The organism is Photobacterium ganghwense (genome assembly GCF_017329545.1).
GTDB classification, from domain to species: Bacteria; Pseudomonadota; Gammaproteobacteria; order Enterobacterales; family Vibrionaceae; genus Photobacterium; species Photobacterium ganghwense.
In genome coordinates this window covers 902,035-927,728 of record NZ_CP071326.1, presented here as the reverse complement: position 1 = coordinate 927,728, position 25,694 = coordinate 902,035, and the positions used below count along the sequence as shown (strand labels likewise).

At 47.2% G+C, this 25,694-nt stretch carries 25 protein-coding genes; 12 read left to right on the top strand and 13 right to left on the bottom strand.

Annotation, left to right across the window (positions count from 1 at the left end):
* Window position 1 precedes the first annotated feature (1 nt).
* Window positions 2-1,063 (bottom strand): alpha/beta hydrolase fold domain-containing protein, encoded by a 1,062-nt coding sequence (locus FH974_RS20210; RefSeq protein ID WP_047884282.1) that lies wholly within the window; start codon window positions 1,061-1,063, stop codon window positions 2-4.
* Between the two features lie 396 nt (window positions 1,064-1,459).
* Between FH974_RS20210 and FH974_RS20205 the strand changes: the two genes are divergently transcribed.
* Together FH974_RS20205 and FH974_RS20200 are read left to right on the top strand one after the other, a co-directional pair.
* A complete protein-coding gene (locus tag FH974_RS20205; RefSeq protein WP_047884283.1) occupies window positions 1,460-2,392 on the top strand; it encodes a LysR family transcriptional regulator in 933 nt (310 codons plus the stop codon).
* Between the two features lie 124 nt (window positions 2,393-2,516).
* Complete coding sequence (locus FH974_RS20200) at window positions 2,517-3,470, top strand: DUF2860 family protein (RefSeq protein ID WP_047884284.1); 954 nt, start codon at window positions 2,517-2,519, stop codon at window positions 3,468-3,470.
* 167 nt (window positions 3,471-3,637) lie between these two features.
* Here the strand turns inward: FH974_RS20200 and FH974_RS20195 are convergent, their stop codons facing one another.
* From FH974_RS20195 to FH974_RS20180, 4 genes are all read right to left on the bottom strand, one after another.
* On the bottom strand, window positions 3,638-4,144 hold the full coding sequence (locus FH974_RS20195; RefSeq protein ID WP_047884285.1) for a DinB family protein: 507 nt from the start codon (window positions 4,142-4,144) through the stop codon (window positions 3,638-3,640).
* 275 nt (window positions 4,145-4,419) lie between these two features.
* The gene (locus FH974_RS20190) at window positions 4,420-4,959 is read right to left on the bottom strand and encodes a GNAT family N-acetyltransferase (protein WP_242551973.1); all 540 of its coding nucleotides are present in this window, start codon (window positions 4,957-4,959) and stop codon (window positions 4,420-4,422) included.
* A gap of 102 nt (window positions 4,960-5,061) precedes the next feature.
* Window positions 5,062-5,625 carry a GNAT family N-acetyltransferase gene (locus FH974_RS20185; protein ID WP_047884286.1) on the bottom strand — a complete coding sequence of 188 codons (564 nt, stop codon included), beginning with the start codon at window positions 5,623-5,625 and terminating at the stop codon, window positions 5,062-5,064.
* A gap of 145 nt (window positions 5,626-5,770) precedes the next feature.
* Window positions 5,771-6,673 carry an AraC family transcriptional regulator gene (locus tag FH974_RS20180; protein WP_047884287.1) on the bottom strand — a complete coding sequence of 301 codons (903 nt, stop codon included), beginning with the start codon at window positions 6,671-6,673 and terminating at the stop codon, window positions 5,771-5,773.
* A 78-nt stretch (window positions 6,674-6,751) separates the two neighbouring features.
* Here FH974_RS20180 and FH974_RS20175 point away from each other — a divergent pair, with 78 nt between their 5' ends.
* Window positions 6,752-8,137 (top strand): MATE family efflux transporter, encoded by a 1,386-nt coding sequence (locus FH974_RS20175; RefSeq protein ID WP_047884288.1) that lies wholly within the window; start codon window positions 6,752-6,754, stop codon window positions 8,135-8,137.
* Between the two features lie 314 nt (window positions 8,138-8,451).
* Here the strand turns inward: FH974_RS20175 and FH974_RS20170 are convergent, their stop codons facing one another.
* Complete coding sequence (locus FH974_RS20170) at window positions 8,452-8,904, bottom strand: AraC family transcriptional regulator (RefSeq protein WP_047884289.1); 453 nt, start codon at window positions 8,902-8,904, stop codon at window positions 8,452-8,454.
* 79 nt (window positions 8,905-8,983) lie between these two features.
* On the opposite strand from FH974_RS20170, the gene FH974_RS20165 reads away from it, so the two are divergent.
* Window positions 8,984-9,142: a hypothetical protein gene (locus FH974_RS20165; protein WP_157038308.1), complete on the top strand. Its 159-nt coding sequence runs from the start codon at window positions 8,984-8,986 to the stop codon at window positions 9,140-9,142.
* A gap of 207 nt (window positions 9,143-9,349) precedes the next feature.
* The gene (locus FH974_RS20160; protein WP_047884290.1) at window positions 9,350-9,772 is read left to right on the top strand and encodes an Hsp20/alpha crystallin family protein; all 423 of its coding nucleotides are present in this window, start codon (window positions 9,350-9,352) and stop codon (window positions 9,770-9,772) included.
* A gap of 283 nt (window positions 9,773-10,055) precedes the next feature.
* Here the strand turns inward: FH974_RS20160 and FH974_RS20155 are convergent, their stop codons facing one another.
* Together FH974_RS20155 and FH974_RS20150 are read right to left on the bottom strand one after the other, a co-directional pair.
* On the bottom strand, window positions 10,056-10,718 hold the full coding sequence (locus tag FH974_RS20155) for an alpha/beta hydrolase (RefSeq protein WP_047884291.1): 663 nt from the start codon (window positions 10,716-10,718) through the stop codon (window positions 10,056-10,058).
* A 320-nt stretch (window positions 10,719-11,038) separates the two neighbouring features.
* The gene (locus FH974_RS20150; protein ID WP_107193922.1) at window positions 11,039-11,503 is read right to left on the bottom strand and encodes an outer membrane lipoprotein; all 465 of its coding nucleotides are present in this window, start codon (window positions 11,501-11,503) and stop codon (window positions 11,039-11,041) included.
* Between the two features lie 408 nt (window positions 11,504-11,911).
* On the opposite strand from FH974_RS20150, the gene FH974_RS20145 reads away from it, so the two are divergent.
* Window positions 11,912-12,388, top strand: a complete 477-nt coding sequence (locus FH974_RS20145) for a hypothetical protein (RefSeq protein ID WP_207104169.1) — start codon at window positions 11,912-11,914, stop codon at window positions 12,386-12,388.
* Between the two features lie 88 nt (window positions 12,389-12,476).
* Entirely contained in the window at window positions 12,477-13,562 is a 1,086-nt protein-coding gene (gene rodA / locus FH974_RS20140) for a rod shape-determining protein RodA (protein WP_047884294.1), read from the top strand.
* Between the two features lie 172 nt (window positions 13,563-13,734).
* Here the strand turns inward: rodA and FH974_RS20135 are convergent, their stop codons facing one another.
* On the bottom strand, window positions 13,735-15,357 hold the full coding sequence (locus FH974_RS20135; protein ID WP_047884295.1) for a peptide ABC transporter substrate-binding protein: 1,623 nt from the start codon (window positions 15,355-15,357) through the stop codon (window positions 13,735-13,737).
* Between the two features lie 657 nt (window positions 15,358-16,014).
* Between FH974_RS20135 and FH974_RS20130 the strand changes: the two genes are divergently transcribed.
* The 4 genes from FH974_RS20130 to FH974_RS20115 all read left to right on the top strand — a co-directional run bounded on the left by FH974_RS20130 (window position 16,015) and on the right by FH974_RS20115 (window position 22,033).
* On the top strand, window positions 16,015-17,283 hold the full coding sequence (locus FH974_RS20130; protein WP_047884296.1) for an O-acetylhomoserine aminocarboxypropyltransferase/cysteine synthase family protein: 1,269 nt from the start codon (window positions 16,015-16,017) through the stop codon (window positions 17,281-17,283).
* Window positions 17,284-17,513: 230 nt separating this feature from the next.
* Window positions 17,514-18,686, top strand: coding sequence for an endonuclease/exonuclease/phosphatase family protein (locus FH974_RS20125; protein WP_207104168.1), 1,173 nt, complete (start codon window positions 17,514-17,516; stop codon window positions 18,684-18,686).
* A 393-nt stretch (window positions 18,687-19,079) separates the two neighbouring features.
* The gene (locus FH974_RS20120; RefSeq protein WP_047884298.1) at window positions 19,080-21,005 is read left to right on the top strand and encodes a bifunctional metallophosphatase/5'-nucleotidase; all 1,926 of its coding nucleotides are present in this window, start codon (window positions 19,080-19,082) and stop codon (window positions 21,003-21,005) included.
* A gap of 386 nt (window positions 21,006-21,391) precedes the next feature.
* On the top strand, window positions 21,392-22,033 hold the full coding sequence (locus FH974_RS20115) for a DJ-1/PfpI family protein (RefSeq protein WP_047884300.1): 642 nt from the start codon (window positions 21,392-21,394) through the stop codon (window positions 22,031-22,033).
* Window positions 22,034-22,111: 78 nt separating this feature from the next.
* On the opposite strand, the gene FH974_RS20110 is transcribed toward FH974_RS20115, so the two are convergent.
* From FH974_RS20110 to FH974_RS20095, 4 genes are all read right to left on the bottom strand, one after another.
* Window positions 22,112-22,462, bottom strand: coding sequence for a DUF1840 domain-containing protein (locus tag FH974_RS20110; protein WP_047884301.1), 351 nt, complete (start codon window positions 22,460-22,462; stop codon window positions 22,112-22,114).
* Window positions 22,463-23,029 carry a rhomboid family intramembrane serine protease gene (locus FH974_RS20105; RefSeq protein WP_047884302.1) on the bottom strand — a complete coding sequence of 189 codons (567 nt, stop codon included), beginning with the start codon at window positions 23,027-23,029 and terminating at the stop codon, window positions 22,463-22,465. It abuts the gene before it with no gap.
* Window positions 23,030-23,100: 71 nt separating this feature from the next.
* Entirely contained in the window at window positions 23,101-23,907 is an 807-nt protein-coding gene (locus FH974_RS20100) for a crotonase/enoyl-CoA hydratase family protein (RefSeq protein WP_047884303.1), read from the bottom strand.
* A 121-nt stretch (window positions 23,908-24,028) separates the two neighbouring features.
* Window positions 24,029-24,520 carry a hypothetical protein gene (locus FH974_RS20095; RefSeq protein WP_047884804.1) on the bottom strand — a complete coding sequence of 164 codons (492 nt, stop codon included), beginning with the start codon at window positions 24,518-24,520 and terminating at the stop codon, window positions 24,029-24,031.
* Window positions 24,521-25,079: 559 nt separating this feature from the next.
* On the opposite strand from FH974_RS20095, the gene FH974_RS20090 reads away from it, so the two are divergent.
* Complete coding sequence (locus FH974_RS20090) at window positions 25,080-25,610, top strand: DUF4136 domain-containing protein (protein WP_047884305.1); 531 nt, start codon at window positions 25,080-25,082, stop codon at window positions 25,608-25,610.
* Window positions 25,611-25,694 lie beyond the last annotated feature (84 nt).

Genomic DNA, 25,694 nt, shown 5'->3' with positions numbered 1-25,694 from the left:
TCTACTTCACGAGATAGCCGTAAAAAAACTCACTCAGAGCTTGATAATGCTCTTGTGATTCCGGCGTGCCATAAGCGATAGCGTAATCTGCATGTGACTGTCCTTCATACACGTTGAGTTCTGCGACTGAACCGGCCCGTTTAAGCGCTCGATGGAGTCGAACGGTATCGCTCAATAACAAATCCCGAGTACCCGTTATCAGGTAAACAGGCGGGAAATTGTCAAAGCTGCCGTTGATTGGCGACACAACAGGATCGCTATGATGTAACTCACCTACATAGGCATCGACCATCGCCGAAGATAAACCTCGCCAACTTCCCAAAATATGGTCTAGACCTTCATTGATGAATCGGCTATCTCCTGTCATCGTCATATCGACGCCTGGAGTCCCACTATACAATGCCGCGGGTGTTGGAATTTTCTGCTTATTTAATGCCTGAGTCACCACCAGGCTCAATGAACCGCCCGCTGAAGATCCACCCATGACCATGTTTTCAGCTGAGCGCGTTTTCAGCAATTCATTCCACACCTTGATGATATCGTTGCGCGCAGCGGGAGCTGGAAAATCAGGTGCTTTACTATAGTCAATCGCGATTGCTGGGATCTGCATGTGTGTTGCGATCATTGACGCTTCTATTGTTGAAGCCAAGCCACTATTTAGCAAGTAAGCACCGCCCTGAATGGCAACCAGCAGTTTATCTTTTAGCTCTGGGGCAACTGTTTTTGGGGTTACCCAATACACATCCACGCCCGCAATCGAGTCTTTCTCTATTGTGACGCCTAACTGCTGAGCAAGCGTCTCGGCTCTTTTTATGGCTGGTTTATCCCGAGACTCAATGAATGCGCGCCACTCCTCAGAATTAGATGGAATATTCTCCTGCAGTGCTGCTATATCTGGGGCCGGGACACGGCAGGAAAATGCGTAGAACTCATCACTTACCGCCGACGAAAGAGGAACCGGATACGTAGATAGAGACAAATTATTTTTGTCCACCTTTGCCAATGCACCAGTGCTGACAATACTTGCCGTGATAAGAGAAATAACGATGTGACGTGTTTTCATAGCTTCACCTCTACAGTTTGCAGTTAAAGCACTCCTTGCTGGGATAGCCGTAATGTACGCATCACAAATCACCGGGCATATGAATTAGAGAAATTCATATTTGACTGAAGCCAGCGACTTGAAACCGAGAAACCCAGTCACATCGCGGGTTATTTGCTAGGATAAAAAGATGCCACCTATGAGGCTTTATAGATTTAGAACAGTGGCTTACACCCAGTTTTTGTAACTAACGTTTTTTGTAGCTACAGGTTTTTGCAACAAACGTTTTTACACCTAAAGCTATTACGAACGCTGGCTAAAAAGCAGAACATATAAGTTCCCAATATATCAACAACCTCTATTAACGCTCACTTTTTACCCGATCTTATTGCCTCAGAAGGACTCAGAAACAGACTTATGAAAAATACACTCCAAGACCTCGATTTAAACCTGTTGAAACTACTGAAAGCCGTGGTCGACACCCGCAACACTCATGCGGCAGCAAATCAGTTAGGCATATCTCAAACCAGCGTGAGTCGCGGCCTGGCAAAATTGAAGGATGTTTTCGGCGAACAACTTTTCATTCGCAAGGCTCACGGAGTTGAACCGTCAGAACTTGCTGTAAAATTAGCGGAAGCAAGCGAGCAGATGTTAAACCCTCTGATTAAAGTCATTGAGTCTTACCAGAATTTTGAACCGGCTCAATTTAGTGGTGAGATAAAAATCGCGATGAATATTTTCTTTCTGGAAGTCTATGGTGATGGCATTTTTAACGTGCTACGTCGCGAATTTCCCAATGCCAATTTTAAGCTGGTCTATTGGCAAGAACGATCATTAGCAGAAGTCCTCAATGGTGATATCGACTACCTGATTCATTTTGAAGGCTACCCGCTTCCTCAGGAGATCTATTGTCATACATTGGAAGATGTTGAACTTTGCCTTATTGCAAGAAAGAACCACCCCATTCTCAGCCAGACTTCGGCGTGGGACGCCATCCACCAGCTACCATTAACCCGAGTATTTATCGATGGGATAAACTCTAAGCGCTCACCCGTTGAGGAAGTGTTTTTAGCAAAAGGGTATCAGCCGCGGGTGACGTTGGCCACACACAGTATTCGCGTGCTAATAAATAAACTCTGCCAATCCGATGCGATTATGTTTGGTAGTCGCTTTGTGAGTTCAATGGATTCACGCCTTTCTAGCTATCCATTACCCGAGCTACCAAAACAGATGAGACATATACGAATCTGCGGCGGCTATCTGCAGACTAAACGGGGCTATCCACTCAACCAGAAGCTCCATCAAATTATCCAGTCTTACTTTGATCGTGTCACGCAGCCCAAGGGTTAACTCAGATATAGCAATAATGCATTTCTCTAATTCATCGTTGAGGCACCTCATCCACGATAAACTTCTCAGCAACTTAAAGATCCGGCGCTTTATAATTGCTATAACCTATTGATGAGAAAAACTGATGAACCAGAATCTGACTTGCCTATTTACCCTTCTCTCTCTTTCTACGGCAACAGCACAAGCCGTCGACTTATCGCGCTTTAGAGGTGAGGTTTCTCTCCATACCGGTTATACAAGCACTAATTCCAACCTCGATACAAATGGCCCTAACACACTATCTCGCTTGGATAAAGGCTCGCAAACAAACGATACCTTTATTGCGCCTTTAGGCACCCTCTACTACGCACTGAATGAACAAAACAACCAGCGCGTCTATTTAGGTACATCTCGTGATGACTTGGCAGTGGGTACACTCGCCTTTGAAATCGGCTATCAGTATGATTTCAGCAATGGGACAAAATTGGATATTGGCTATTTGCCGACCGTATTATCCGATGAAGTTTGGTCAAACCCTTACCTGATCGGCGAACAGCGTGAGACAACAGATCGTAGTGGGAATGTCTACCGACTAAAATTATCCAACCTAGCGAACAGCGGTATCTCATTTGATATGGCGTATGCAACCTCAGAAATTGATAATGAGATGATTTCAGATTCTTCGCTGCTACGTAAGAGTGATACCTATTACCTCAAAGGCCAGTACCGCTCAATGCTAACGCCTAACTCAGGTTACATCTCAGCGATAAGCCATACAGATCACAATGCTGAAGGAAAAGCGGCCTCATTTAACGAGTATAAAGCTGACCTCAGTTACTTTTATTTGGCTCAAAATTACTCCTTGTCATTAACGGGCAGTTACGGTCTGCGTGATTATAATGCAATAAACCCCATTTTTTCTAAACGACGAAGTGATGATATATACCGGGTATTTCTTGCATATGAATATAAAAACCTTCCTAGATGGGATAACTGGAGCGTAACTTCTTTCGCTGGAAGTACTATCACCTCATCCAATATTGATTTTTATAGCAGCGATAGTTACATCGTAACACTTGGTATGAACTACAAATTCTGAGTTTGGTAACGCAAGCTATTACCGATGATGAGTCAAATAGATTGTTAAGCGGTAACAGAAAACAGAAAAATGAAACGCTGAAAACAACGCGTGCTCTCCCCAAAAAGCATCGTTATTCGTTAATAAGACTGGCAACATCATATGTGCCAGTCTATTGAATAAAACGCTTATTGTTCGTTGATCAATTGTCGTCTAGTGGGTTCAGATTGGTGTAGGTAACGAGTGAAAGTGTCTCCCGGGCGTTCAAGGTCGTTTTCAGCGAGTACTCGTGATGCCATCCCACGGTGGTTACTCCCGTGCGTCAACAAATGTAATAAGATTTCTTCTACGGTCAGTTGACCAAAACCACCGTCAATAAAGCGAAACGTAATCAGACGGTTTAACTCTTCCTGCGTTACTGACTCCGTAAACTGAACCAGCCAAGCGTCGTTTTCTTCGATAACCTGGCGCAATTCAGCCAGCGTCGGTGTTTCCACGGTATTATCCGATTGATACTTTTCAGGCTCACCTGAAATACGGCTAATGAATAAACTATCGACAACAGTGGTATGATTCAAAATTCGAAGAAAGAAAGTGGCATCCTTTTCAGGTAACTGGGAAAACTGACGCTCACCAAACATTAATAACTCATCATTGGCCCATTTTTTATATTGGAACGCTTTCGAAAATTGCACCTTTACTTCTCCATTTTTATTATTTCAAGACGATGTGTGAAATAAACACCAGATAATCCTCTATCTCATCGTCCCTAGTGGTAAATCTTCATTTTACAGACTCATTTTATAGATACTTATCGGATACTGACGAGCCTGAATGCCAGCACACGACAATCAATCACAAGGCAACTACGGATAAGCAGATACCCAGCAAAAAACAAAGTAACGCATGAATCATTTCCACTCATCAGAAATGGCAACATCATACGCTGACAGTCCTCATGGGCCGTTTGCTATACCAGAATTTCTCGTTGCATCAAACGGGCATCAGAACCATAGCTTTCGCAGACACTAATATCGACAGGTGTAAAGCCATGCTTCTGCCAAAATAAGCGAGAGTTCTGAACCGCAACTAACCGTATTTTTTTATAGCCTGAAAGCGCTGAGACTTTGACCAAATGGTTTATTAGTTTAGAGCCAATACCTTTTCCAAGTGCAGCATCAGCAACAGCCAAGTCATGAAGAAACATAATATTGCCGTTCGTTGCCTCGGGCAGTTTCTGAAATAATTTAGGTGGCCGATCCTTATTCCAGGCATGCGCTAACAAGTACCCCATTAATTGCTCACCATCTCGATAAATAAAACAGCTTGACGGGGACCTTAACCATTTATCTCTCAGCACATCCAGGCTTTCAGGTTCAACAAGGAGATACGCTTTTTCTTGCAGGCTTAGAATTTCTAGCCATGTTGTTTCCACTATGGGTTGTATTGGCATGATCATGTACTCATAGTCTGCATTGAACCAAATAGGAATATCACCTTTAATCAACATTTGCCGAGCCACTCAGTATGCATCACACTGATCCTACTGCTAAATTGCCTTTAACAACCCATTCCCTCTAACTTCCATCTGATGTGATGACGTTCAAGAACATTAGGTAACAGCTTGGCTCTTATGTATTTGATGTATTGGCTTTGCCATCATGGTTTCTGAGATCGACTCGCCGTCAATTCGGTACTGATCGGTCACCTCACCGATAACGACAAATCCATTTTTAAGATACAAATTCAGGGCAGGAAGATTGTCTGACAATACGCAGAGGTCAATCCAGTCAATCGTCTGGCTTGTAGTGCAAAATTGGCTGACGACTTCAATCAGCTTTGACCCGACGCCCTGCTTACGACAGCTGTGGTGAACGCCCATCCCCAGCAGAACCCGATGCAAACAGCTATCGTCTCCATGCCGACGTAAATCGATATGGCCTTTAATGCGCCCGCTCTCATCTTTTGCCAGCCAGAGTTTGCGCCATGCGGCATCACTCTGATCAACTTCATTGCCCTGTAGGAATCGCAGCTTTAATTCCTGAGATACATCACACTGTCCCTTTGGGAGCGGCTGGAACAGTGGTACATCACCGGCACCATTTTCTGATAGTTGATCTTTCAGATAACTGAAAAACAGTTCAAAATCAGTATGCTGAGCTTCAACAATTTCCATATTTTCTTTCCTTGTAGACTCTGATTTTTGTTTCGATGTTTTCTTTATCTTTGTCTTCGTGATTCACAGTACTTGTTGCTGTTTGTGTCTCAATAACCTATTGCGATTTAAGAGTCGAAGCAGGTCAACCCCGTTGGCGATGGTATTACGGCTGGAAAATACGTTTTCGATATTCTCGCGGCGAGCATCCGTGATACTGCCGAAAGCGGTGTGTGAAATTAAACGGGTCCTGATAGCCAAGACGCTGAGAAATCACACCAATCGGCCACTCTTTATAACGCAGTAAAGCTAACGCTTTTTCCATCCTCAGGGCGATAAGGCGCTGTTGAGTTGAGCAGCCGTATAGCTGTTTGGTGACGCGGTTCAATTGTTCGGTACTGAGGTAACAACGCTCCGCAATCCCTTTCACCGTCCAGTTCAGATGAAGCTGAGACTCAATCTCATTGAAAACACTTTGCACCCTTAGCACAGTACTGGTCGGGGCAAGCGTAGCCGTCCCCAATAACAAGCGTGACAATTCACTGGCGTATAGTGTTCGGTAGCCAGCCCGTCCGCCAATTTCGCTATGAAGCAATTGCATCAGCGACCAAATCTGTTCGCACCGTCCGCTCTGCTCCACTCGCTGGCCATGAGCGGTTAACGGTAACCATTTATCCTTGATGTCGAGCAGAATCCACGCCATTTTCCAGTGGTTGACCTGCTCATCGAGCTCAAACCGAAATGGCAATCCAGCCGGTAAAATGGTGACAGTATGCGGCCCCAGCACGTACTCAAAATCAGTCGTGGTGAGTTTTCCTTTCCCTTCCAGTGTACATAACAACGTATGGCAGGTTTTGACCGATCGTTCGACATGATAGCCCTCTGCCAGTTCCGCCAGCCCGGCCATGAAAAAGCCATTAATGCCCAGTTCAGGTATTTCTGCCTGCGTCAGAAAACGCTCTTTACAGGCTTCTGCAAGAAAGACATCTTCCACCCATTCATGTTTTGGTTGTACCAGACGTTTTCCCTGCGTGACAGATTCACACAGCTTTTCAGGCATTTCTAACATGTCGCTTATACCCCTGATTCGCTATAGTTGCCTCCACTTACAGCCGTAATGTTCCTGCTGTTTGACCGGAGAAAAACAATGACAACAACAGACTCAAAACAGTCCGCACTGCCGCCGGGTTTGTTTGGCAAAATCACCAGGCTGGCTTTCCCTGTCGCTATTCAAAGTGCCCTTGTTGCTATTCTGGCACTGGCCGACGTCCTGATGGTGAGTGATTTAGGCCAATCCGCTACTGCGGCGGTCGGCATCGCCTCGAAATGGCATTTTGTGGCCATAATGATCATGGCTGGGCTCGCCGGCGCGAACGGCGTACTGGTTTCCCAGTACTGGGGCCAGAATGACAAAGTGCATGCGAAAACAGTGACCTTGCAGGCCATGAAATTTGGCTGCGCGATCATGGTACCGGTTACGATCATCATTACCGTGTTCGCGCTTCAGATCATGCAGCTTCAAACCAATGATTCTGATGTCATTTTTCAAGGTGCGCAATACCTTTGGTACAGCTTTCCAGTATTAATTCTGACGCATATCATTATTACGGCTGAATCGAGTATGCGTGCCAGTGGTGATGCCTTTATGCCACTGCTACTGGCTACGGTGACGATTGCTCTGAATATTGGCCTGAACTTTCTGTTTATTAAGGGTGGCTGGGGAATCCCTGCCATGGGCGTTGCCGGTGCTGCATTAGCAACTACCATTTCAAGATTTGCACAGGTTTTGATGATTTGGGGAGTTTTGGCCTACCGCCGTCACTGGCTATTGGTCAGCCGGGCGATTCCTCGCCATCAGACCCTCTGGTACACCTACCGCAAACTGGCAATTCCTCAGGCACTGGGCAGCCTGTTATGGGCTGTGGGAACCCTGACGTATCAGATCGTTTTTGGTCATATGGGTACCACAGAATTGGCGGTATTCAGCATGCTGGGGCCATTTGAAGGACTGTTGTTCTCCATCTTCATGGGAATATCCGTCGCCTGCTCCGTATTGATCGGGCACTCCCTTGGCCGCAATGAATTTGATCAGGCACAGGCGATGACAATATTCTTTATCAAGTTCGTATTAATCCTCGGTATAGGTATCGGTTTTTGCCTGTTTATCAACCGGGAATTTGTGCTTCACTGGCTTAACCTGGACAACAACGAACTGCTTGCCTATTCGTCCCCGGCGATGATTGTGATTAGTCTTGGTATCAGCCTCAAAATGATGAACATGGTCATTATCAACGCCATTTTGCGTGCTGGTGGTGAAAATATGTTTTGTCTGCGGATGGATTTTATCGCCATGTGGATGGTCGGTATTCCGGTGACCACCTACGGCGCGTTTATCGGGCAATGGGACTTTGGCTGGGTGTATTTGGCTATGCTGTCCGAAGAAGTCGTTAAACTCTGGCTCTGTTTTAACCGTTATCTGAAAAAGCGCTGGATGAACAACCTGACAGTTCAGCCTCAGCCCGCGTCGGTGTAACGAGGAAAAACCTGACTACTGAGCCCGACATGTGCCTGAAGCTCTGTCTTGCAATGCCTCAGGCGGTTTTACAACAAAACAAACGGGCCGATACTTCGCTCTGCCCAGGTTCTCTTCCTGGTCATCATTGTGGTTATCGTTGCGGTTATGTTATCTGCAACCGTGACCACAACGAACATAGAGCGCCAGTCGAAAGCGGGGTCAGAATATCGCATAATGTCGGATTCTGGCTCGCTTTACTGCGTTTGCTCTCCGTTTGTCTCTCATCCGTCTTTGCAGCGTAACAACGGCTATCATGGCAGAATGTCAGATCTTCATCGATCTTTTACCGGCCAGTAAAAACCGACATCTGCGACCTGCGTTTCCAGATCATAACTGTGGTAAAGCTCGAAGCATGGCCTGTCATCAGAAAGAAAGCCGGCCTCTTTTACCTGTTTACCCAGTCGGTGCCACTCTATCGGGTATTCGTCTTTGTGCTTGATGATTTTTCTGACCAGGCAATAACGCCCTTCCGGCAGAGTTTGGATACCAATTTCAGCGGTTCCTTCCGTCCCCGCTGGGACTGTCAGGCACAAATCGGTCCGACACTCAGCGGCAGGGATCTTGTCCGGATCGTCGTGATACAAAAACAGACACTGTCCATTTTGCAAGCCATGCTCGCCTGCCCACTGAAAAAGCTGATCCAGTGGTTGATCATAATTTTCGCCGTAAGGGCCTGTTACCCTTATAAAGGCCAGCGTTTTCCGGGATATCGTTTCCGTTTTCATCTCACCACCTGTCAATCGTTCAACTACACTCATCAAGTAATGTCATTGATTACTGTGGCCCTGCCACTAAGGTTAGCCCATGTTTGATTGGCTAAAGAACCTCATCCATCCAAAACCTTCCGATTCAGATACTCTTCGCGACGAACAGTCAGACACACCTGATGAGCTTCGTGAACGTGGAGAGAAGTATGCGAAAGGCAGTCCTGCCGATGCAGATTCCGACGGCGGGGATGAATAGTCCCTCTTGTGAATCGTTTTTAAGCCCCTTAAAGACAGTGTTGGCGCTGAGTAGCAAAAGGCTGATGATGCAGAAGTTGATTTACATCAATCGACCCTGAGTTTTAAAGTCACAGCCTTCATTCAGGCTCTACACTTTTATTGGCCGACCTTAGTGGTCATTCAACAAGTAAATACCGCGTCATGGTTCAAACAGAGGGAGGCGTCTATGAGCTTAGTCCCACGTGATTCTTGGTTCGACTTTTCTCAAATGTTTGATCATGCCTTTCCGACTCTGAGGCATAGGTTTGACAATGATGTCTGCTCACCAAGAATCAATCTCATTGAAAAAGAGGATGGATTCGAGATTACGGCGGATCTGCCCGGCGTGAAAAAAGACGATATTAATGTTCAGCTCGCGAATGGTTCATTAATGATTGAGGCCACCAGCAAGCGAAACGAAGAACAAGAAAAAAATGGCAAAGTGATCCGCCAGGAAAGATACGAAGGGAAATTCATGCGGAGTTTCTATCTGGGGCAGAACGTTAAGGAAGATGATGTTCACGCCAGCTTTACGGATGGCGTATTGACCATTCAGGTACCCAAAGTGGAAGCTTCACTGCCTGATTCAAAGCGGATAGACATTAAATAGTCGTCAAACAGTTAGTGTCGAATTGAGAGGGAAAAATCTGACACGGAATGTTTTAGCGAGAAAATCAGATAGCCAGGCGTCATTAGAGCCAGATTATCTGTTTTGTTCAGCTGCTACTCTTTCTGTCAGTCGTCGCGAGAATAACTGCGACACACAGCCTGCCATCATCAGCAGGCTGTTTTTCTGTCCGTAACCAAATTCAGGCACCAAGATCTTGGTGTTAATGTCTCAGTGAAAAGATCCTTGCGCCAATATCATTCCGAAACACGGTGAATTTGTTCGTTTACAAATCCAATATTTTACGCAGCCAGGCGGCAATGTCCTTTATCTGTTCATAACAAACCTGATGTTCCATTGGATAGACTCGCCATTCTGGACTTAAGCCGAGTTTTTTCAATGCTTTGACTGCATCGTATCCCATCATAGGATAAACCACAGGGTCAAATTCCCCGTGCATCACTTCTACTGGCAAAGCCTGATTTGCCGGGTTAAGAGCAATGTCATCGGCGGTCGGGAAATAGGTGGATAACGTCAGTAACCCACCCAACGTTTTAGGATAAGTCAACGCTGTATGGTACGCCACTGCCCCGCCCTGAGAGAAGCCGGCTAAGATGATCCGCTCACTGGCAATACCACACGCAATTTCATGATCAACCATACGAGCGATATCCTGAGCAGAACGAACCAACTGCTCGCGATTCAGCTTTCTGCCTGCTCCCATTTCCAGGATGTCGTACCACGCAGGCATCACCATTCCGGCATTGATAGTCACCGGAATCGACGGCGAATGCGGGAAAATAAATCGAACGGGGGCTGATTCCGGTAAACCCAACTCTGGCAACAGCGCTTCAAAGTCATGTCCGTTAGAGCCAAGTCCGTGTAACCAAATCACAGAAGCGGTTGCAGCCACTTTGGGCTCAACGACCACAGAGGATAATCGCGTCATAAGTCCTTCTTTCTTAGTACCTTTGGCTAAAACATAACGAATTAAAAAGGCCGTTACCATCAGTAACGGCCAAATTTCTGATTTAAATCTGTCAAATTGCAGAGCCTGTGATTCGCACTCAATGATACGGCCGGGCTAAAACATCCCTGCTCAGCATGGACGAATGCCACTTGTTACTGGCGGCCAGAAATTCAACAAAGTTGTCAAAAGAAAGAAATCCAAGCCCGTTAATCTGAGCAAAGTAACTCAAAGCAAAGTTGCCTAAAACAAAGTAGCCCAAGCAAATACTACATGTACAAAGACTCAGGCATGGGCAGGCATCACATAGGCACGACCCGCGCATTCCGGCCATCGATGTTCACACGCACTTTTTGACCAACCCGAAACATCATGTTCGGGTTTGCTTCCTGAACGATAGCAATGGTCTCACCGTTGTCGTCCATTTTAATGGTCAGGTTAACACCGTTACGACGACTGACCCCTTCAGCGGCTTTAGAGCCGGCATAACCACCCAGTACACCCCCACCAATGGCCGCGATATCAGAGCCAGAGCCCCCACCTATCTTGGACCCCAGAATACCACCCACTGCTGCACCTGCCAGGGCACCGACCAGTTGGCCTTCACCTTCGATCGAAACCGGTTCTGTCTTCACAATTGTGCCATATCGTACCTGCTGAATGGTACGGGTATCTGCCACGCCGTATGAGTCCCCGTAAGGGTTACTTGAACAACCGATCACCCCCACTAAGGCTATACAAATGCAAAGCAAAATGTGTCGCATCATAGTGCCTCTCATATCATTAACTTTTGTGATGGTTTAATTATAGGTGCAGAAATCAGGTAGACGGCGCAACGCAGGTAAAGCTGAGTCAACTTATGCAAAACCAGGTAAAGCGGAGGTGATACTGCCTTCTTCGCATCCAGCATGAGGTTCCTACATAAGAATCCAGCATGGAACCCTAATGTACACACTGGCAAGTTTCAGCTCATGTCCGAAACCTTCCAGACTTCTACTCATTAGTATTGGTCAGTCTGTGACCAGTTCTTTCAGAAAAGTGTGATTTTGTCGGTTTTATGATTGCAATTTTATGTTGAGTCGTTACTTTACGTCGTCGATATCATCAAGCTGAACGCAGGTTCAGTTTCAACAATAACACTTTCATCAGCCGGAACAGGGATCTGACCGCAAACCATGAACAGACTATTTTCAAAACAACAATGGCTTTCAATGCTGTTTTGTCTGTCACTGGTTTCTCTGTCAGCCTATATCAGTCACCTTGCACTGCCCGGTTATGATTTTGTCGGCCATCACCCGGCCATTGATTCAGAGCTGACTGAACTTCGCCGACAGGAAGAGTCACGCCGTCAACAAGATACTTCTGCGCTTTCTGAACAGCACGCAGACTTTGGCTGGCTTTCTCAGCCAATTACTCCACCGTCTCAGCCTGTCTTCAGTGATTTTCGTGCCCCCTCTTTCTCTGATTCGGAAAGCGCACCACTGCTGGAGTGTCGACGCACTCGTACGATGCAATGGCGCCTGGCGGCAAGCAAAGTGGTCCTGATCCCTGAAATCCTGCATCCGCATTTGATAGATAACCATCACCTGGGCGGCTGGAAGAGCTCTAACCTCCAGTTCCGACACCGGGACTGGCGTTTCACCACAACATAACGATTCATTTTTCTCAACCAATACGGTTAACACTGCGCTGACTTCATTGACAGAGCAGCACTATTTCTCTTTTTTATTGAAAATCATTATGTTGCGATATAAACCAAGAATTGACTATCCGCTTTTTTTTGCTGTTTCACTGGTGATGCTGCTCGGCAGCCTGACGGTCTGGAGTGCCAGCGGCTTCAGTGAACCCATGATGGAGCGTCATTTAATGCGCGCCCTCACCGCTATCATTTGCATGGTCGTGATGTCATCAATCCCACCACGTAAATACCAGCATGCGGCACCCTATCTGTATGGCGTTGCCGTTGTACTCTTGCTGGGGGTTATTGTCATGGGTGACAGTACTAACGGCTCGCAACGCTGGCTGGCTCTAGGCCCTATCCGGTTTCAGCCCTCCGAGTTAGTGAAAGTTGCAATCCCGATGATGGTTGCCTGGATGCTGGTGGTCGATGCCGGTCGCCCGGACAGCCGTAAAATCCTCACTTGCCTGCTCATTGCGGGTATTCCAGCCGGGCTGATTTTCATTCAGCCGGATCTGGACGGGGCTATTTTCACCATGATTTACGCCCTGTTTGTCCTCTATTTCGCGGGCATGAGCTGGAAAATCATCGGTGGTTTTTTGGGGGCTATCGCCACGACTGTCCCGCTGCTGTGGTTTTTTGTTATGGAAGCCTACCAGAAAAAACGGGTCACCCAGTTTCTGGACCCGGAATCTGACCCACTCGGTGCCGGTTACCAGATTATCCAGTCCCTGATAGCGATTGGCTCTGGCGGTGTTCGCGGTAAAGGGTGGACACATGCCACACAAGGCCACCTTGGTTTTATTCCGGAGAGCCATACCGACTTTATCTTCTCAACATACGCAGAAGAATGGGGATTCTTCGGGAGCGTATTGCTGTTAGGTCTGTATCTGTTTATCACGGGGCGGGTCATCTGGCTGGCGAGTCAGTGTGAGTTTCCGTTCAATCGCCTGGTAAGTGGTGCACTGGCGCTAAGCTTTTTCCTGTATGCCTTTATCAACATGGGCATGGTCAGCGGCGTATTACCTGTCATGGGGAGCCCACTGCCATTTTTCAGTTATGGGGGCACCGCGATGATCACTCAGGGGGTCTGTTTCGGTATCGTCATGTCACTGTGCCTGTATCGTCCTTACAAGGAACAAAAATAAGACGGATTCATTGGGCTCCAGATTCCTCCAGTTATAGGAATAACAGATACAGGATCCATCAATACTGCAGTCCTAAAAAAAGCGCGGCAATGAAGCCGCGCTTTTTGTTACCCAAGAAGCTTTTTGTTACCCAAGAAATTGCAACGTTTTTGCATTCCGTAGAGACAGCCTGTTAAGGCTGGACAAAAAACATATCCTTCGCGTAGATGTTGCCTTTCGGGTTATTGACAGGAAAGCCTTTCAGGTTCGCTTTTACCAAGCGCGTATGGTTGTAGTGATACAGCGGAATAATCGGAGCATCTTCGCCCAGCAATGCTTCTGCCTGATGGTAAAGCTGATAACGTTCAGCCTGATCACCGGCTTTGGCTGCCTTAGCCAGTAGATCATCAAACTTCTGGTTACAATAACCGGTTTCATTACTGACATGGCCACAGGTGAAACTGCTGAGTACCGCAGAAGGTTCGGCAAAATCACCAAACGCAAACGAGCGCGCTACGGTAAAGTCACCGGCACTTTTCGCCGCCAGATACGCGTTCCATTCCATGTTATTCAACTCAACCTTCACTCCCAGTTGTTTCCACATCGAGGCAATGGCTAAAGCAATTTTCTTGTGATTTTCACTGGTGTTGTAAGTCAGCGTTAGGGTCAATGGCTTGTCTTTACCAAAACCTGCCTTTGCCAGCAAAGCTTTCGCCTGTGTCAGCCGCTCTTTTCTGTCCAATTCAGTGAAAGATGGCAACGCGGCGGCATAGCCGGCAATGATGTCTGGCACAACAGAATAAGCGGCAGGTTCACCCTGACCGGTCACTTTATCCACCAGCAGATCACGGTCAATTACCATGCTCAGTGCACGCCGGACATCGGCGTTATCGAATGGTACCGTGCGCGTGTTAAACGCATAAACGTAGGAACCCAACAAACGCAGTGCCTGAATCTGCTCCGGGCTTTCCTTGATCAGCTTTTGATAGTATTCAAGCTGCACACGGTTAGTCATGTGAATTTCGCCCGCCTGATAACGGGTCAGTTCAGCGTTTTGTGATGACAGCGCCAGGTAGGTCACACCATCAATGACCGTTTTATCATTGTCGCGATAGTGACGGTTACGTTCAACTTCCACTTTCTCATTCGGCACCCACTGCTTGAGTACATAGGCGCCGTTCGAGACAAAATGCGCTGCCCGCGTCCAGCTGTCACCATATTTTTCAACAGTGGTACGTGGCACCGGGAAGAACGTTTTGATGCTCATCATGCTGATGAAATAAGGGGTCGGCTGTGACAGTGTCACGATGAGCGTGCGATCATCTGGCGCCTGAATACCCAGCGTATCTGGTGCTTTTTCACCGGCAAGGATAGCGTCAGCGTTCAGCACGTTGGCCGTTTTAATGTTGATGCCGGTGGCATTACCGGTTTTATTGTCGACAGCACGTTGCCAGGCATAAACAAAATCGTGCGCTGTCAGTGGTGTGCCGTCAGACCAGAGCAGATTGTCACGAAGGGTAAATGAAACGGTTTTTCCATCATCCGAGATATGCCAGGACTCCGCCTGTCCCGGAATGGTTTCGCCCTGCAAATTTTCGATTACCAGACCTTCAAACAGATCATTGACGATCACATCCCCTGGCCCGCCTGATTCCACAAAACCGGGATCAACCGTTTTAGGTTCAGCACCGTTTGCACGGACCAGATGTTGTGATTTAGCGAGTACAGTGCCTGATGGCACTTCTGCGGCGGTAACTGTTGTGGCGGGAAGAGTAACGGCAAGCGCTATCGCCGTCGAAAGCAGCAATTTTTTCACAGCAAATTCCTTTTCGTCACGTCACCACTTACCTACACGAACGTGTAGCAAAGTGAATCTATGAACTTCTGCTTTATTTTGAAAGTACCCGAGTTCATCGAATGAAAATGAAGCTTCAGGCACCGATTTTTATTGTGTGCGGAGATCAGAAACGTTTTATCAAACCGCCATACCATCGTATGTCATGCACTTAGACTTGTTCAACCGGTAATACAGATGAAAATCTCTCAAAATGTGACAGAAAGGTGTGCAACATGTTACGTATACAAGGTGCCAGCGAACTAATCCCTGTTTGTCCCTGCATTTTGAATCCTGATACTCGGACGGGTGTACATACTGTCGTCTACCAGACACTTTTTTATACCCCACAGAAATACTGAATCAACTTATTCGTTAATCAATGTGTGCTTGTTTTCTCTCTTTCTGTACGTATTTACCCAGTGTTTTCTGTCGTAATTTCAAATTAACCCAACGGTTTCAGAAGAAAAGAATGATTTTCAAAACCCGTTTATAGGTGCCTGCATTCATAGTACTCTGTGGTAACTGTCTGGGTAAGTATTGACACTTCAACGGCTTCTTCTGGATCGATTACCGGAAAGCCTGTCCCGCTACTTATCCAGGCAAACTTGATTTCATGGAAGACCCAAGGACAAGACAATGAAAGACGAAACCCTATCGATTCACTTTGGTTATGAAACTGACCCAACCACAAAAGCGGTTGCGACACCTATCTACCAAACCGTCGCTTACGAGTTCGACAATGCCCAGCACGGTGCTGATCTGTTCAATTTGGAAGTCCCGGGAAATATCTATACCCGAATCATGAACCCAACCAATGATGTGCTGGAAAAGCGCATGGCGGCCCTGGAGAGTGGCATCGCCGCGCTGGCAGTCAGTGCCGGTAGCGCAGCCATCAATTATGCGATTCTGACTCTGGCTGAAGCAGGCGATAATATCGTTTCCACGCCACAGCTGTACGGTGGCACCTATACCCTGTTTGCGCACATGCTGCCGAAGCAAGGTATTGAAGTTCGCTTTGCTAAAGATGACAAACCAGAAAGTCTGGCGGAATTGATTGATGACAAAACCAAGGCCGTTTACTGCGAAAGTATCGGAAACCCGGCAGGGAACATTGTCGATATTGCCCGCATTGCAGAACTGGCCCACCAGCAAGGTGTACCGGTAATTGTCGATAATACCGTGGCTACCCCGGCACTTTGTAAACCTATTCAGTTCGGTGCGGACATTGTGGTCCATTCACTGACTAAGTATGTTGGCGGTCATGGGACGTCCTTAGGCGGCATTATTGTCGATGGCGGTACTTTCCCTTGGCAGAAATACAAAGACCGCTTCCCGGTAATGAACCAGCCTGAGCCGTCATATCACGGGGTGGTTTACACCGAAGCATTTGGTGATGCCGCTTTTATTGGTCGTGCTCGTACCGTTCCGCTACGCAACACCGGGTCAGCATTGTCTCCGATGAACGCCTTTATGCTGCTGCAGGGGCTGGAAACGCTGCCGTTAAGAATGGAACGCCACACCGAAAACGCCCTCAAGGTGGCGGAGTACCTGAAATCACACAATAAAGTCAGTTGGGTGAGTTATGCTGGCTTGCCGGACTCTCCATATTACCCTCTGGCTGAAAAATACATGGCAGGTAAGCCGTCAGCCATTTTATCGTTTGGGCTAAAAGACGGCTACGAAGCCGGTGTCCGATTCTATGACGCACTGAAAATTTTTAAACGTCTGGTAAATATTGGCGATGCTAAATCACTTGCCTGCCACCCTGCCTCAACGACACACCGTCAGCTGAGTGAAACAGAGCAACGTCAAGCCGGAGTCAGCCCGGAAATGATCCGCCTGTCTGTGGGGATTGAGCATATTGATGACATTATTGCTGATCTGGAACAAGCGTTGAACGCCTGAGTATCACTCAGCGCTGAACTGTTGTCAGTTAGCAGTTAGCAGTTAGCAGTTAGCAGTTCAATCTACTGTGCGCTTATGACAGTTTATGACAGCCTCTTACAGGATCTTCTGTGTAAGAGGCTGTATTCTTTCAGATGACCCACGTTTCAGATTGCTAACTACCCATCGTAACGACAGCAATAATTACGGCACCAAAACCAGGAAAAGCGAACCCAAACAAAAACGTTGTTATGTCTAGAGAAACCGAAAATATACCCACCACATTCAAGATCACCACGTTTAATCTGTGCAATTTTGTGGCACCGCCTAATGCCTGTTACCAATTCGACAACATTTACACCGAAGAACAATGGCAGAAGAAGCAACGCTGGATTCGTAACTATTTACACACTCATCAGCCAGATGTCATTGGGTTTCAGGAAGTATTCACACCGGACGCACTGGCCACATTAACCCGTGAATTGGGTTATAGCTATTTTTGTACCGTGGAGGCACCCAGCTGCACTGAGGGATATATTTATGACAAGCCAGTGGTCGCTTTAGCCTCCCGATATCCCATTATTGAATGGTCTGCGGTGCCAACAAACTCACAAACGTCACTGCATCTTGGCCTCAAGCGTGATTTTGCCTTCAGCCGTCTTCCGTTGAGAGCCACAGTCGTTCATCCCATACTGGGTGCCTGTGATATGTATGTCGTTCACCTCAAATCCAAACGCCCTACCATTTTTTCAGGTCTGGAAAATGAACCGGAAATAGAAGACGAATCGATGCTTTTCCAGACAAGTGATGTACTGCCAGAATGGCAACAACAACTTACCGGACAATGGGCCTCATCTCTTCAACGCACAGCAGAAGCTGCACAACTGCAGCAGGCCGTATTAGCAAGGAAAAAAGAGACGGGCAATCCTGCCGTGATTATGGGTGATTTCAACGATACCCTTACCGACAGTGCCCTTGGGCAACTGGTGAGTAACGAAGTAAGATTGCCAGCGACGCCTCAACTCAGACAAAAGCAACTCAAAGAAAAACCAGCCAGAGAAAAACTGGCACCTTATTTCTTTTACAATAGCTGGTCATTATTTCAGGCATCACGAGAGGTATCCGAACAGTTAGCGGCAACAGAGCAAAGAGTAGCCCCTGAACCGATGGGAACGTCCAAACAAAAAGGCTCAGATGAGGTAGCCAATTCGCGTCAGCCATTTACTTTCTATTACGGTCTGAAAGGCATGGTGCTCGACTACATTTTGTGCTCCGCCAAATTTAACCCGAGCTACACAGAGAGTCTGGCTGAAGTAACCCATTTTCAGGTTTTTGATCGGCACCTGCTCAACCCTTCGTTTGACACCGACGGGCACAGCACTGACCATGCCGTTGTCATGATCACCATACAGATTCGCGAGTAACATTTCTGGTTAAGTGTTTTCAAGCCTTTGCTAGTTCGCCCTTAGCACGAGATGGGCTTGTTCTTCGCTCCGCTTGAGAATGCTTACGTCGACCGCAATCACTTGATCCTAGCCAGTTTGTATTCTTATCCTTGTGGCCTCATCAACTTTGTAACCTTTATATCTTTGTAACCTCAATATCCTTGTAGCCTAAATATCCTTGTAACTTTAATTTGCCTGCGCCATTGCCCCGTCGTTATCCCATCACGGCGCGATGACTTACCAATGGTGAATTAAATCCCACAAAGATAAGAATGAAAGCTATTTATTACATATAACAGTGACACACATCTCGAAAATTTTTTACCGGGAAGCGTACTATGCGCACACCCTTTCTATGCAAAACCATGAACAATGAAAAAATCACTTTTAGCCTCCACCATCCTCTTTGCGCTCTGCCAGCCTGCTCTTGCCGCCGACGGTGATCGTGTTGATGTCACCATACTGGGCACCTCTGATATTCACGGTCATTTTATGCCTTGGGATTACGCCTCGGATAAGCTGAACATGCGCGGCAGCCTGAGCCAGATCGCCACCAAGGTAAAATCAATCAGAAATGAACAAGGTAACGTCATTCTGGTTGATGCCGGCGATACCATTCAGGGTAACTTTGTGGAAACCTTCAAAGACGAGAAGGTTGATCCTATGATGCTCGGCTTCAATGAAATGAATTACGATGTCTGGGTGCTGGGAAACCACGAGTTTGATTTTGGTCTGCCGGTACTCAACCGTGCCCTGACCCAGTTTGAAGGCCAATCACTGGCGGGTAATATCAAGCGCCCTGACGGCAACCCTTTCCTTCCTGCTTACACCATCATCGAGAAACAAGGGGTGAAAATAGGCGTAATTGGTATGGATACACCTATGACGCAGGTCTTTGCAGAGGGTACCAACCGTTTGGAAGGCGTAACCTTCACGAACCCTTCTCTGGAAGTGCAGAAAGTTATCAAGAAAATTGATGATAAAGTCGATGCCATTGTTCTGGTTGCACACATGGGGCTGGATAACGAAAACAACCTGGCCGATACCGGCGTAACAGACATTGCTAAGCTCAATCCGGAGCTGGATGCGATTGTGGCCGGTCATATGCACACCCGAGTCGACAAAGCGGTAGTGAATGGCGTAATTGTCACCGAGCCAGACAAATATGGTCGAGCGCTGTCACGGATTGATCTTCAGTTTGAAGAGAAAAACGGCAAATTTAGCCTGGTCAACAAAGACAGTTTTACCTATCAAATCGATGGCGTGCATTCAGATGAAAAAATGGAATCGCTGTATGCACCTTATCACAAGCGCCTGCGTGAAAATGCCAATCGGGTTATTGCCAACCTGACCGGAACGGATCTGGTACCTGAAAATGCGATCCGCGGGATCCCGCAGGTACACATTCAGGATACGGGTATCAGTGCATTGTTCCAGGAAGCCAGCATGTACTACGCGCCAAAAGCGAACGTCATTGCTCTGCAGATTGATAACGATCAGGCTGAACTGGATGTTGGTCAGATCAAGGCAAAAGATATCGCTTACAACTACCAGTATGCAGGTGGTGAAATCACGGTTTATCAAATGACGGGCAAAGAACTGAAAACCTACATGGAATGGTCTGCCGGTTATTTCAACAGTGTAAAAGCGGGGGATGTCACGTACAGCTTTAACCCTGAGCGCCGCGCGTCCAAATACTCCACCAATGATTTCTTTGCCGGCGTCACATATACCATTGATTTGACCGAACCAGCAGGAAAACGCATCAAAAACCTGCAGTTTGCAGACGGAACCGTGATTACTGAAAACACCCCTGTGCGCATTGGTATGAACAGCTACCGTATGGGACACCTGACCAAAGCCGGTGGTGTACTTGAAGGCCGACAATTCCCGGTTCTGTTTGATACAGAGGCTGAATATGGTGAAGAAGACGGCACGATTCGTAACCTGACCATCCGATATCTGACCGAGGTGAAAAAAGGCCAGTATGAAGGCAAGCCAATGCATCGCTGGACACTGAGCGGCCTGCAGGGCTATGACAATGAATGTAAAATTGTTGCACAGCTCATCAATGAAGGGAAAATTGATGTGCCAGCCAGTACGGATGGTCGTTACTCCAATATCGCGTCTATCAATGTTAAAGCGCTGAAATTTGAATCCCCGCAGCAAGCGCAGGCTTATGTCAAAGCACAACAAGCTGAACTGCAACAGGCTGAGCAGGCGAAAGTTCGGGATGAACAAAAGGTGCAGACCATTAAACGCAATATCATCATTGCTGAGGCCATTAATCAGGCCTGAACTAACACCTGATAAATGAGTACGCAGTCCGCGGCTGCCCTGTTCCCTTTCATTTGTTAGCTTCCCTGTAAAAAGGGACCACAAAAAGCCCGCCTGTTGTCTGGCGGGCTTTTTCTTTGCTGGCCAGTAACCGGGACATTGAAGTAGCAGCGCTGATTTGACTCGTATTCCGAAAATTCAACACTCGTATCCCATTTACTTTGACGAATCTACTGTGGCGAATCTACTGTGGCGAAACGGCTGTGGCCAATCAGCTGTGACAGCGTCACCCAACTGCCATTCAACCTGGTTTCTCATTCCTAAACCGCTTTGTCTGACTGGGTATGACAAGCCGCTTCTATCAGGTCTATGCTTATTTTTAAACCCGTATAAGGAGTTAGCGTTTCATGTCAGAGACCCATCAGCAAGACAGGCCACCAAGGTTTACCCTTGCTATCTTGCTGTACAACCAGTTTGATTTGTTACAGGTTTCATCCGTATTGAGCGTGTTCTCTCTCTATCCGGACAACTTCACTATTCAATTGATCTCTGAACATGGTCAGGCTGTGACCAGCCAGCAAGGCTATACCCTGAGCGTAGATCAAAGTTGCTATACGCTGTCAGAATTGTCTGTTCTGTACATTCCGGGCGGAAATGGTGTAGAGCAGCAAGCCATGAACCCACGCCTTTGCGAATGGATAGAAAAGCAACACCAACCAGAGCATTATCTGTGCGCATCCTGCACGGGCACGGCCTTACTGGCGAATGCGGGGGTACTGACGAGTAAATCGGCCACCACCAACAAGCGGCTTTACCGTTGGGTGACCGGTTTCGGAGATGAAGTAGACTGGTTTCCTGTTGCCCGCTGGGTGCAGGACGGCAATATATTCACCGCCTCCGGGGGAATCGCCTGCCTGGATATGTCCCTCGCTTTGCTAGCAGAACTGCTTAACGAAGAAACCGCACGGAAAACGGCGATCAGGCTGGAACACATTTGGCTCAGTGATCCCAGCGATGATCCGTTCGCACCGTTACATATCGTTCAGTAGCCGTTCTTCGTTAAGTCGCTGTTATTCATTAAGTCAAAGCTATTTAGAGAATAACGGTTATTCACAAAGAGCCGATATTCAGCCTTCCTGCCACATAACATAACAATTTTCGCGCGCGGCAATCTCAAGCATTTCAATCAACGGGGTCGCCCGTGTATGCAAGCTGACCACAGGTTCGTAGTCCAGTGATCCTACATCATCCACTTCCGTCTCAGGTTGTTGGTTGTCTCCCTGATTTTTCATCGCTTGTTCATCTTGATGAATTTTCTGTGCCGCCGCTTTCAAATTGGCCAGCGCATCCGGTACTTCTTCCGCTTCAAGCGCTCCGGGAATGTTTTCACAGTGTCCCATCATACTCAGCATCTGCCTGGCGACATCGCCAAACATCAGTACATTGCCACAGGCTTTACATTTAAAGGTTACCAGCATTTATCGCTCCTTAAATCGTTTATCACGTTTGGCATACCAGAGACCTGCCAATGCACCGGAAAGCCCGCCAAACAAATGGCTTTCATAGCTTATCCATTCATGCACCGGCACAAATCCCCAAATCATCGAGCCATACAGGAAGATAACAACCACAGCGATCAACAATGCTTTAACGCTGCGATACATAACAGCATAAACCAACAAGTAAGCCCACAGACCATAAATGATCCCACTCAGCCCAATGTGATAATGCATTCGCCCGAAAATCCAGACGCCTAATCCACTCCCCGCCCAGCTGATCATAAAAACGCTGATCAGCCTGGCCAGACCAAACCGTGAAACCAGTAAAGCCAGTACCGAGAAGGAAAGCATATTACTGAGCAGGTGTTGCCAGGATCCATGCAGGAAGGGATACGCCGCCATACCTGTAAAATGGGTATAGTGACGTGGTAACAAACCGAAGCCAGACAGATAGCCGCCCGTCATGACATTTACAATGTGTGCCACGACACAAATGACGACTATCAACGCAATGAATTTGAACGCGTCCTTATCTTTCTGCTGCATGCAGGCCTCCGGTATCATCCTGAATCATTTCTGTTTTCAGCATACACCGAAACGTCCCTGCCTGATATCACTTACCAGAATGACTGACGTTTTTGATACTCCAGTTCGGGCTGACTGCGCTGCCGTTTCCCAGCGATAGAGAAATTGCGCCCCAGCAACAACCTAAGCTGGCTGAAGGTTTCATGTGCCAGCAAAAAGCGCTCAGAACGGCTCCAGCAGCGATTGGTGGTCATTTTGATGGCAGCCAGTGCATCCGGAGACTGGGCCTGTAGTGTCTGACACAACAATTGTGCCGCAAGATATGGGTCGTCACTGACTTCTGTAACCAGATTCAGTGATCTTGCTGTCTGGCCATCAATGATTTCGCCCGTCATTGTCAGTTTCAACGCCACATCCTTGGCGACAACCTCACGTAGCGACATTAACCCGGCCATGTCAGGCACCAGCCCCCAACGTACTTCCATGATTGAAAGTTCACTGTCTGGCGTCGCGAATCGAAAATCCGCACCCAGTACAATTTGCATACCGCCACCAAAACACTTGCCTTCAATAACGGCAATAACCGGAAACGGTAACTGCCGCCAGTTTCGAGACACTCGCTGCGCCAGATTGGCATTGCCGGGCAGCCATTTTGTCAGCAATGACAGGGCTTTCTTTTTTGAGGTTGCGACACTTTTAATGTCCAGCCCGCTGCTGAAATTACCGTCTGCGCCTTGCAGAATCACAGCCCTGACATCACTGCGTTTCTTTAATTGTCGGCTGACTGTATCCAGCTCCTGAAACATCTCCATATCTAGTGCGTTCAGTTTATCCGGGCGATTCAGCGTAACGGTGACAATGCCCTGTGATTCTTCAACCCTTAACCGTGTCCATGCCATCGGGAAAATCCTTTTTATTTCGTATCCGTTGAGGTTGCATCTGTAAAAGACCATCTGGTCTGTCCAGCACCCTTATAACATTAACACAACATATAACGGTTACCGCAGGGAAAAGACTGATTTAAGACGGTTTCTTGAACCCCATCATCTCGGCAAACAACCGCCATTCAAAAGCAGAGGGAGAAGATATCGGCTCAAGAGTATGTATAACAGCTGCAGGGTCACCGCCGGTACATTGAGCGCCACTGTATTCCATCGTTGCACTAAACAATGGCAACCCGCTTCTGACACCGACACACCACTCACCCTGCATTGCACCGCTGCGAAGTTCACAGACTTTCTCAATTAAGGACAAATAATCGTCAACAGAACCCACTGATTTATCGAGGCACCACAATCGCTCATAATCGATATAGCCATCTTTGGGGTGAATGACCTTAGACGGAATCACCGCTGTAAAGTCCCACATCCCCGCCCGCGTGGCTTTGACGTATTGTTCTGACAGTGTGGCGACATCCTCACTGGTACTCGGTGTGGGTTTGGAATAGAGATTCCCCATACAGGCTGCAGACAGACTGACTGCCAGCAAAATTATCCAACGTGAAATCTTCATGGGCCACCATTCGAGACGCTGAACAACACCTGTGGCAACGAAATCAGGCTCAATGAGAAAAATTTCATTACGATTCAAGCTCGTTGCCAGAGACATGCATTCATTTCGTTATTCTTTTCATCATAGCGGGGGAATAACAAGAGGGGAAATGACAGGTGAGGAAATGGCTAATGAGTGGTGACACGTACTCATTGTGCGTCTTAATCAGGCCAGCAAATGACTCAGCAATGTCTCTCAGACTTGCAACCCAATAAACTGAAGATCAGCTACGCTTTTATTGATGAACTCAATAGTTGTAAGAGCAGGTTATGTATTTAGATACACATAGTCGATTGCTGATTGCCGATACGGCAGAGATTCTACAGGCGTTTATTGAGAACGGACTCCACCATGAGTACCAGATCTATTGCCAGTTTCCCCACTGTATCCAAATGGATGTAATAATAGGCAGACACCTCCCACTATCGATTGAGTTCAATGACGGAACCGTTATCTCAGAACCTTCGAAATAGCGGACAGTCTGGGATAATGATGCTCAATTGACTCACAGGTAATTCTTATGCGTATTACCCTGACCGTATTAGCGCTTTCATCATTGCTTGCCGCCTGTAGCGCCGATGTTTCAAGAGACTACAATACTGCCGCCAATTACAGTCGATACCAGACTTATACCTTTTCTAAAGAGCCGCAGAACGATGCCATTTCTCTTGATGCAGCACGAGTACAAGATGCGATCTCTACCCAGTTATACAGCAAAGGGATGAAGCAAGTGGACAGCAACGCTGATTTAACTGTCCGACATGCGATTGTCGAGCAAACTGACTACCGCTCTTACGGTACCAGCCTCGGTTTCGGGTATGGGTACGGTTTAAGCCACAGCCATTTAGGTGTAGCCTACACTACCCCCACACAGATTCGTGAATATCGGTATGGCAAGCTGGTGGTTGAGCTGATTGACAATAAGAGCAATCAGGTTGTGTGGCGCGCGACTTCACAACGAAAACTGACCGAAACCATGACACCGAGTTCTCGGCGCAGCTTCATCGATGGCCAGATTAATGAGATGTTCAAAGGCTACCCGCCCAATTAACATTGAAAATGTCGTTAAGTTAAAGAGATAGTTTAAAGCCGTGAAAGTCACGGTTTGAATAATGCCTAGGTTTTAAGCTGAGTT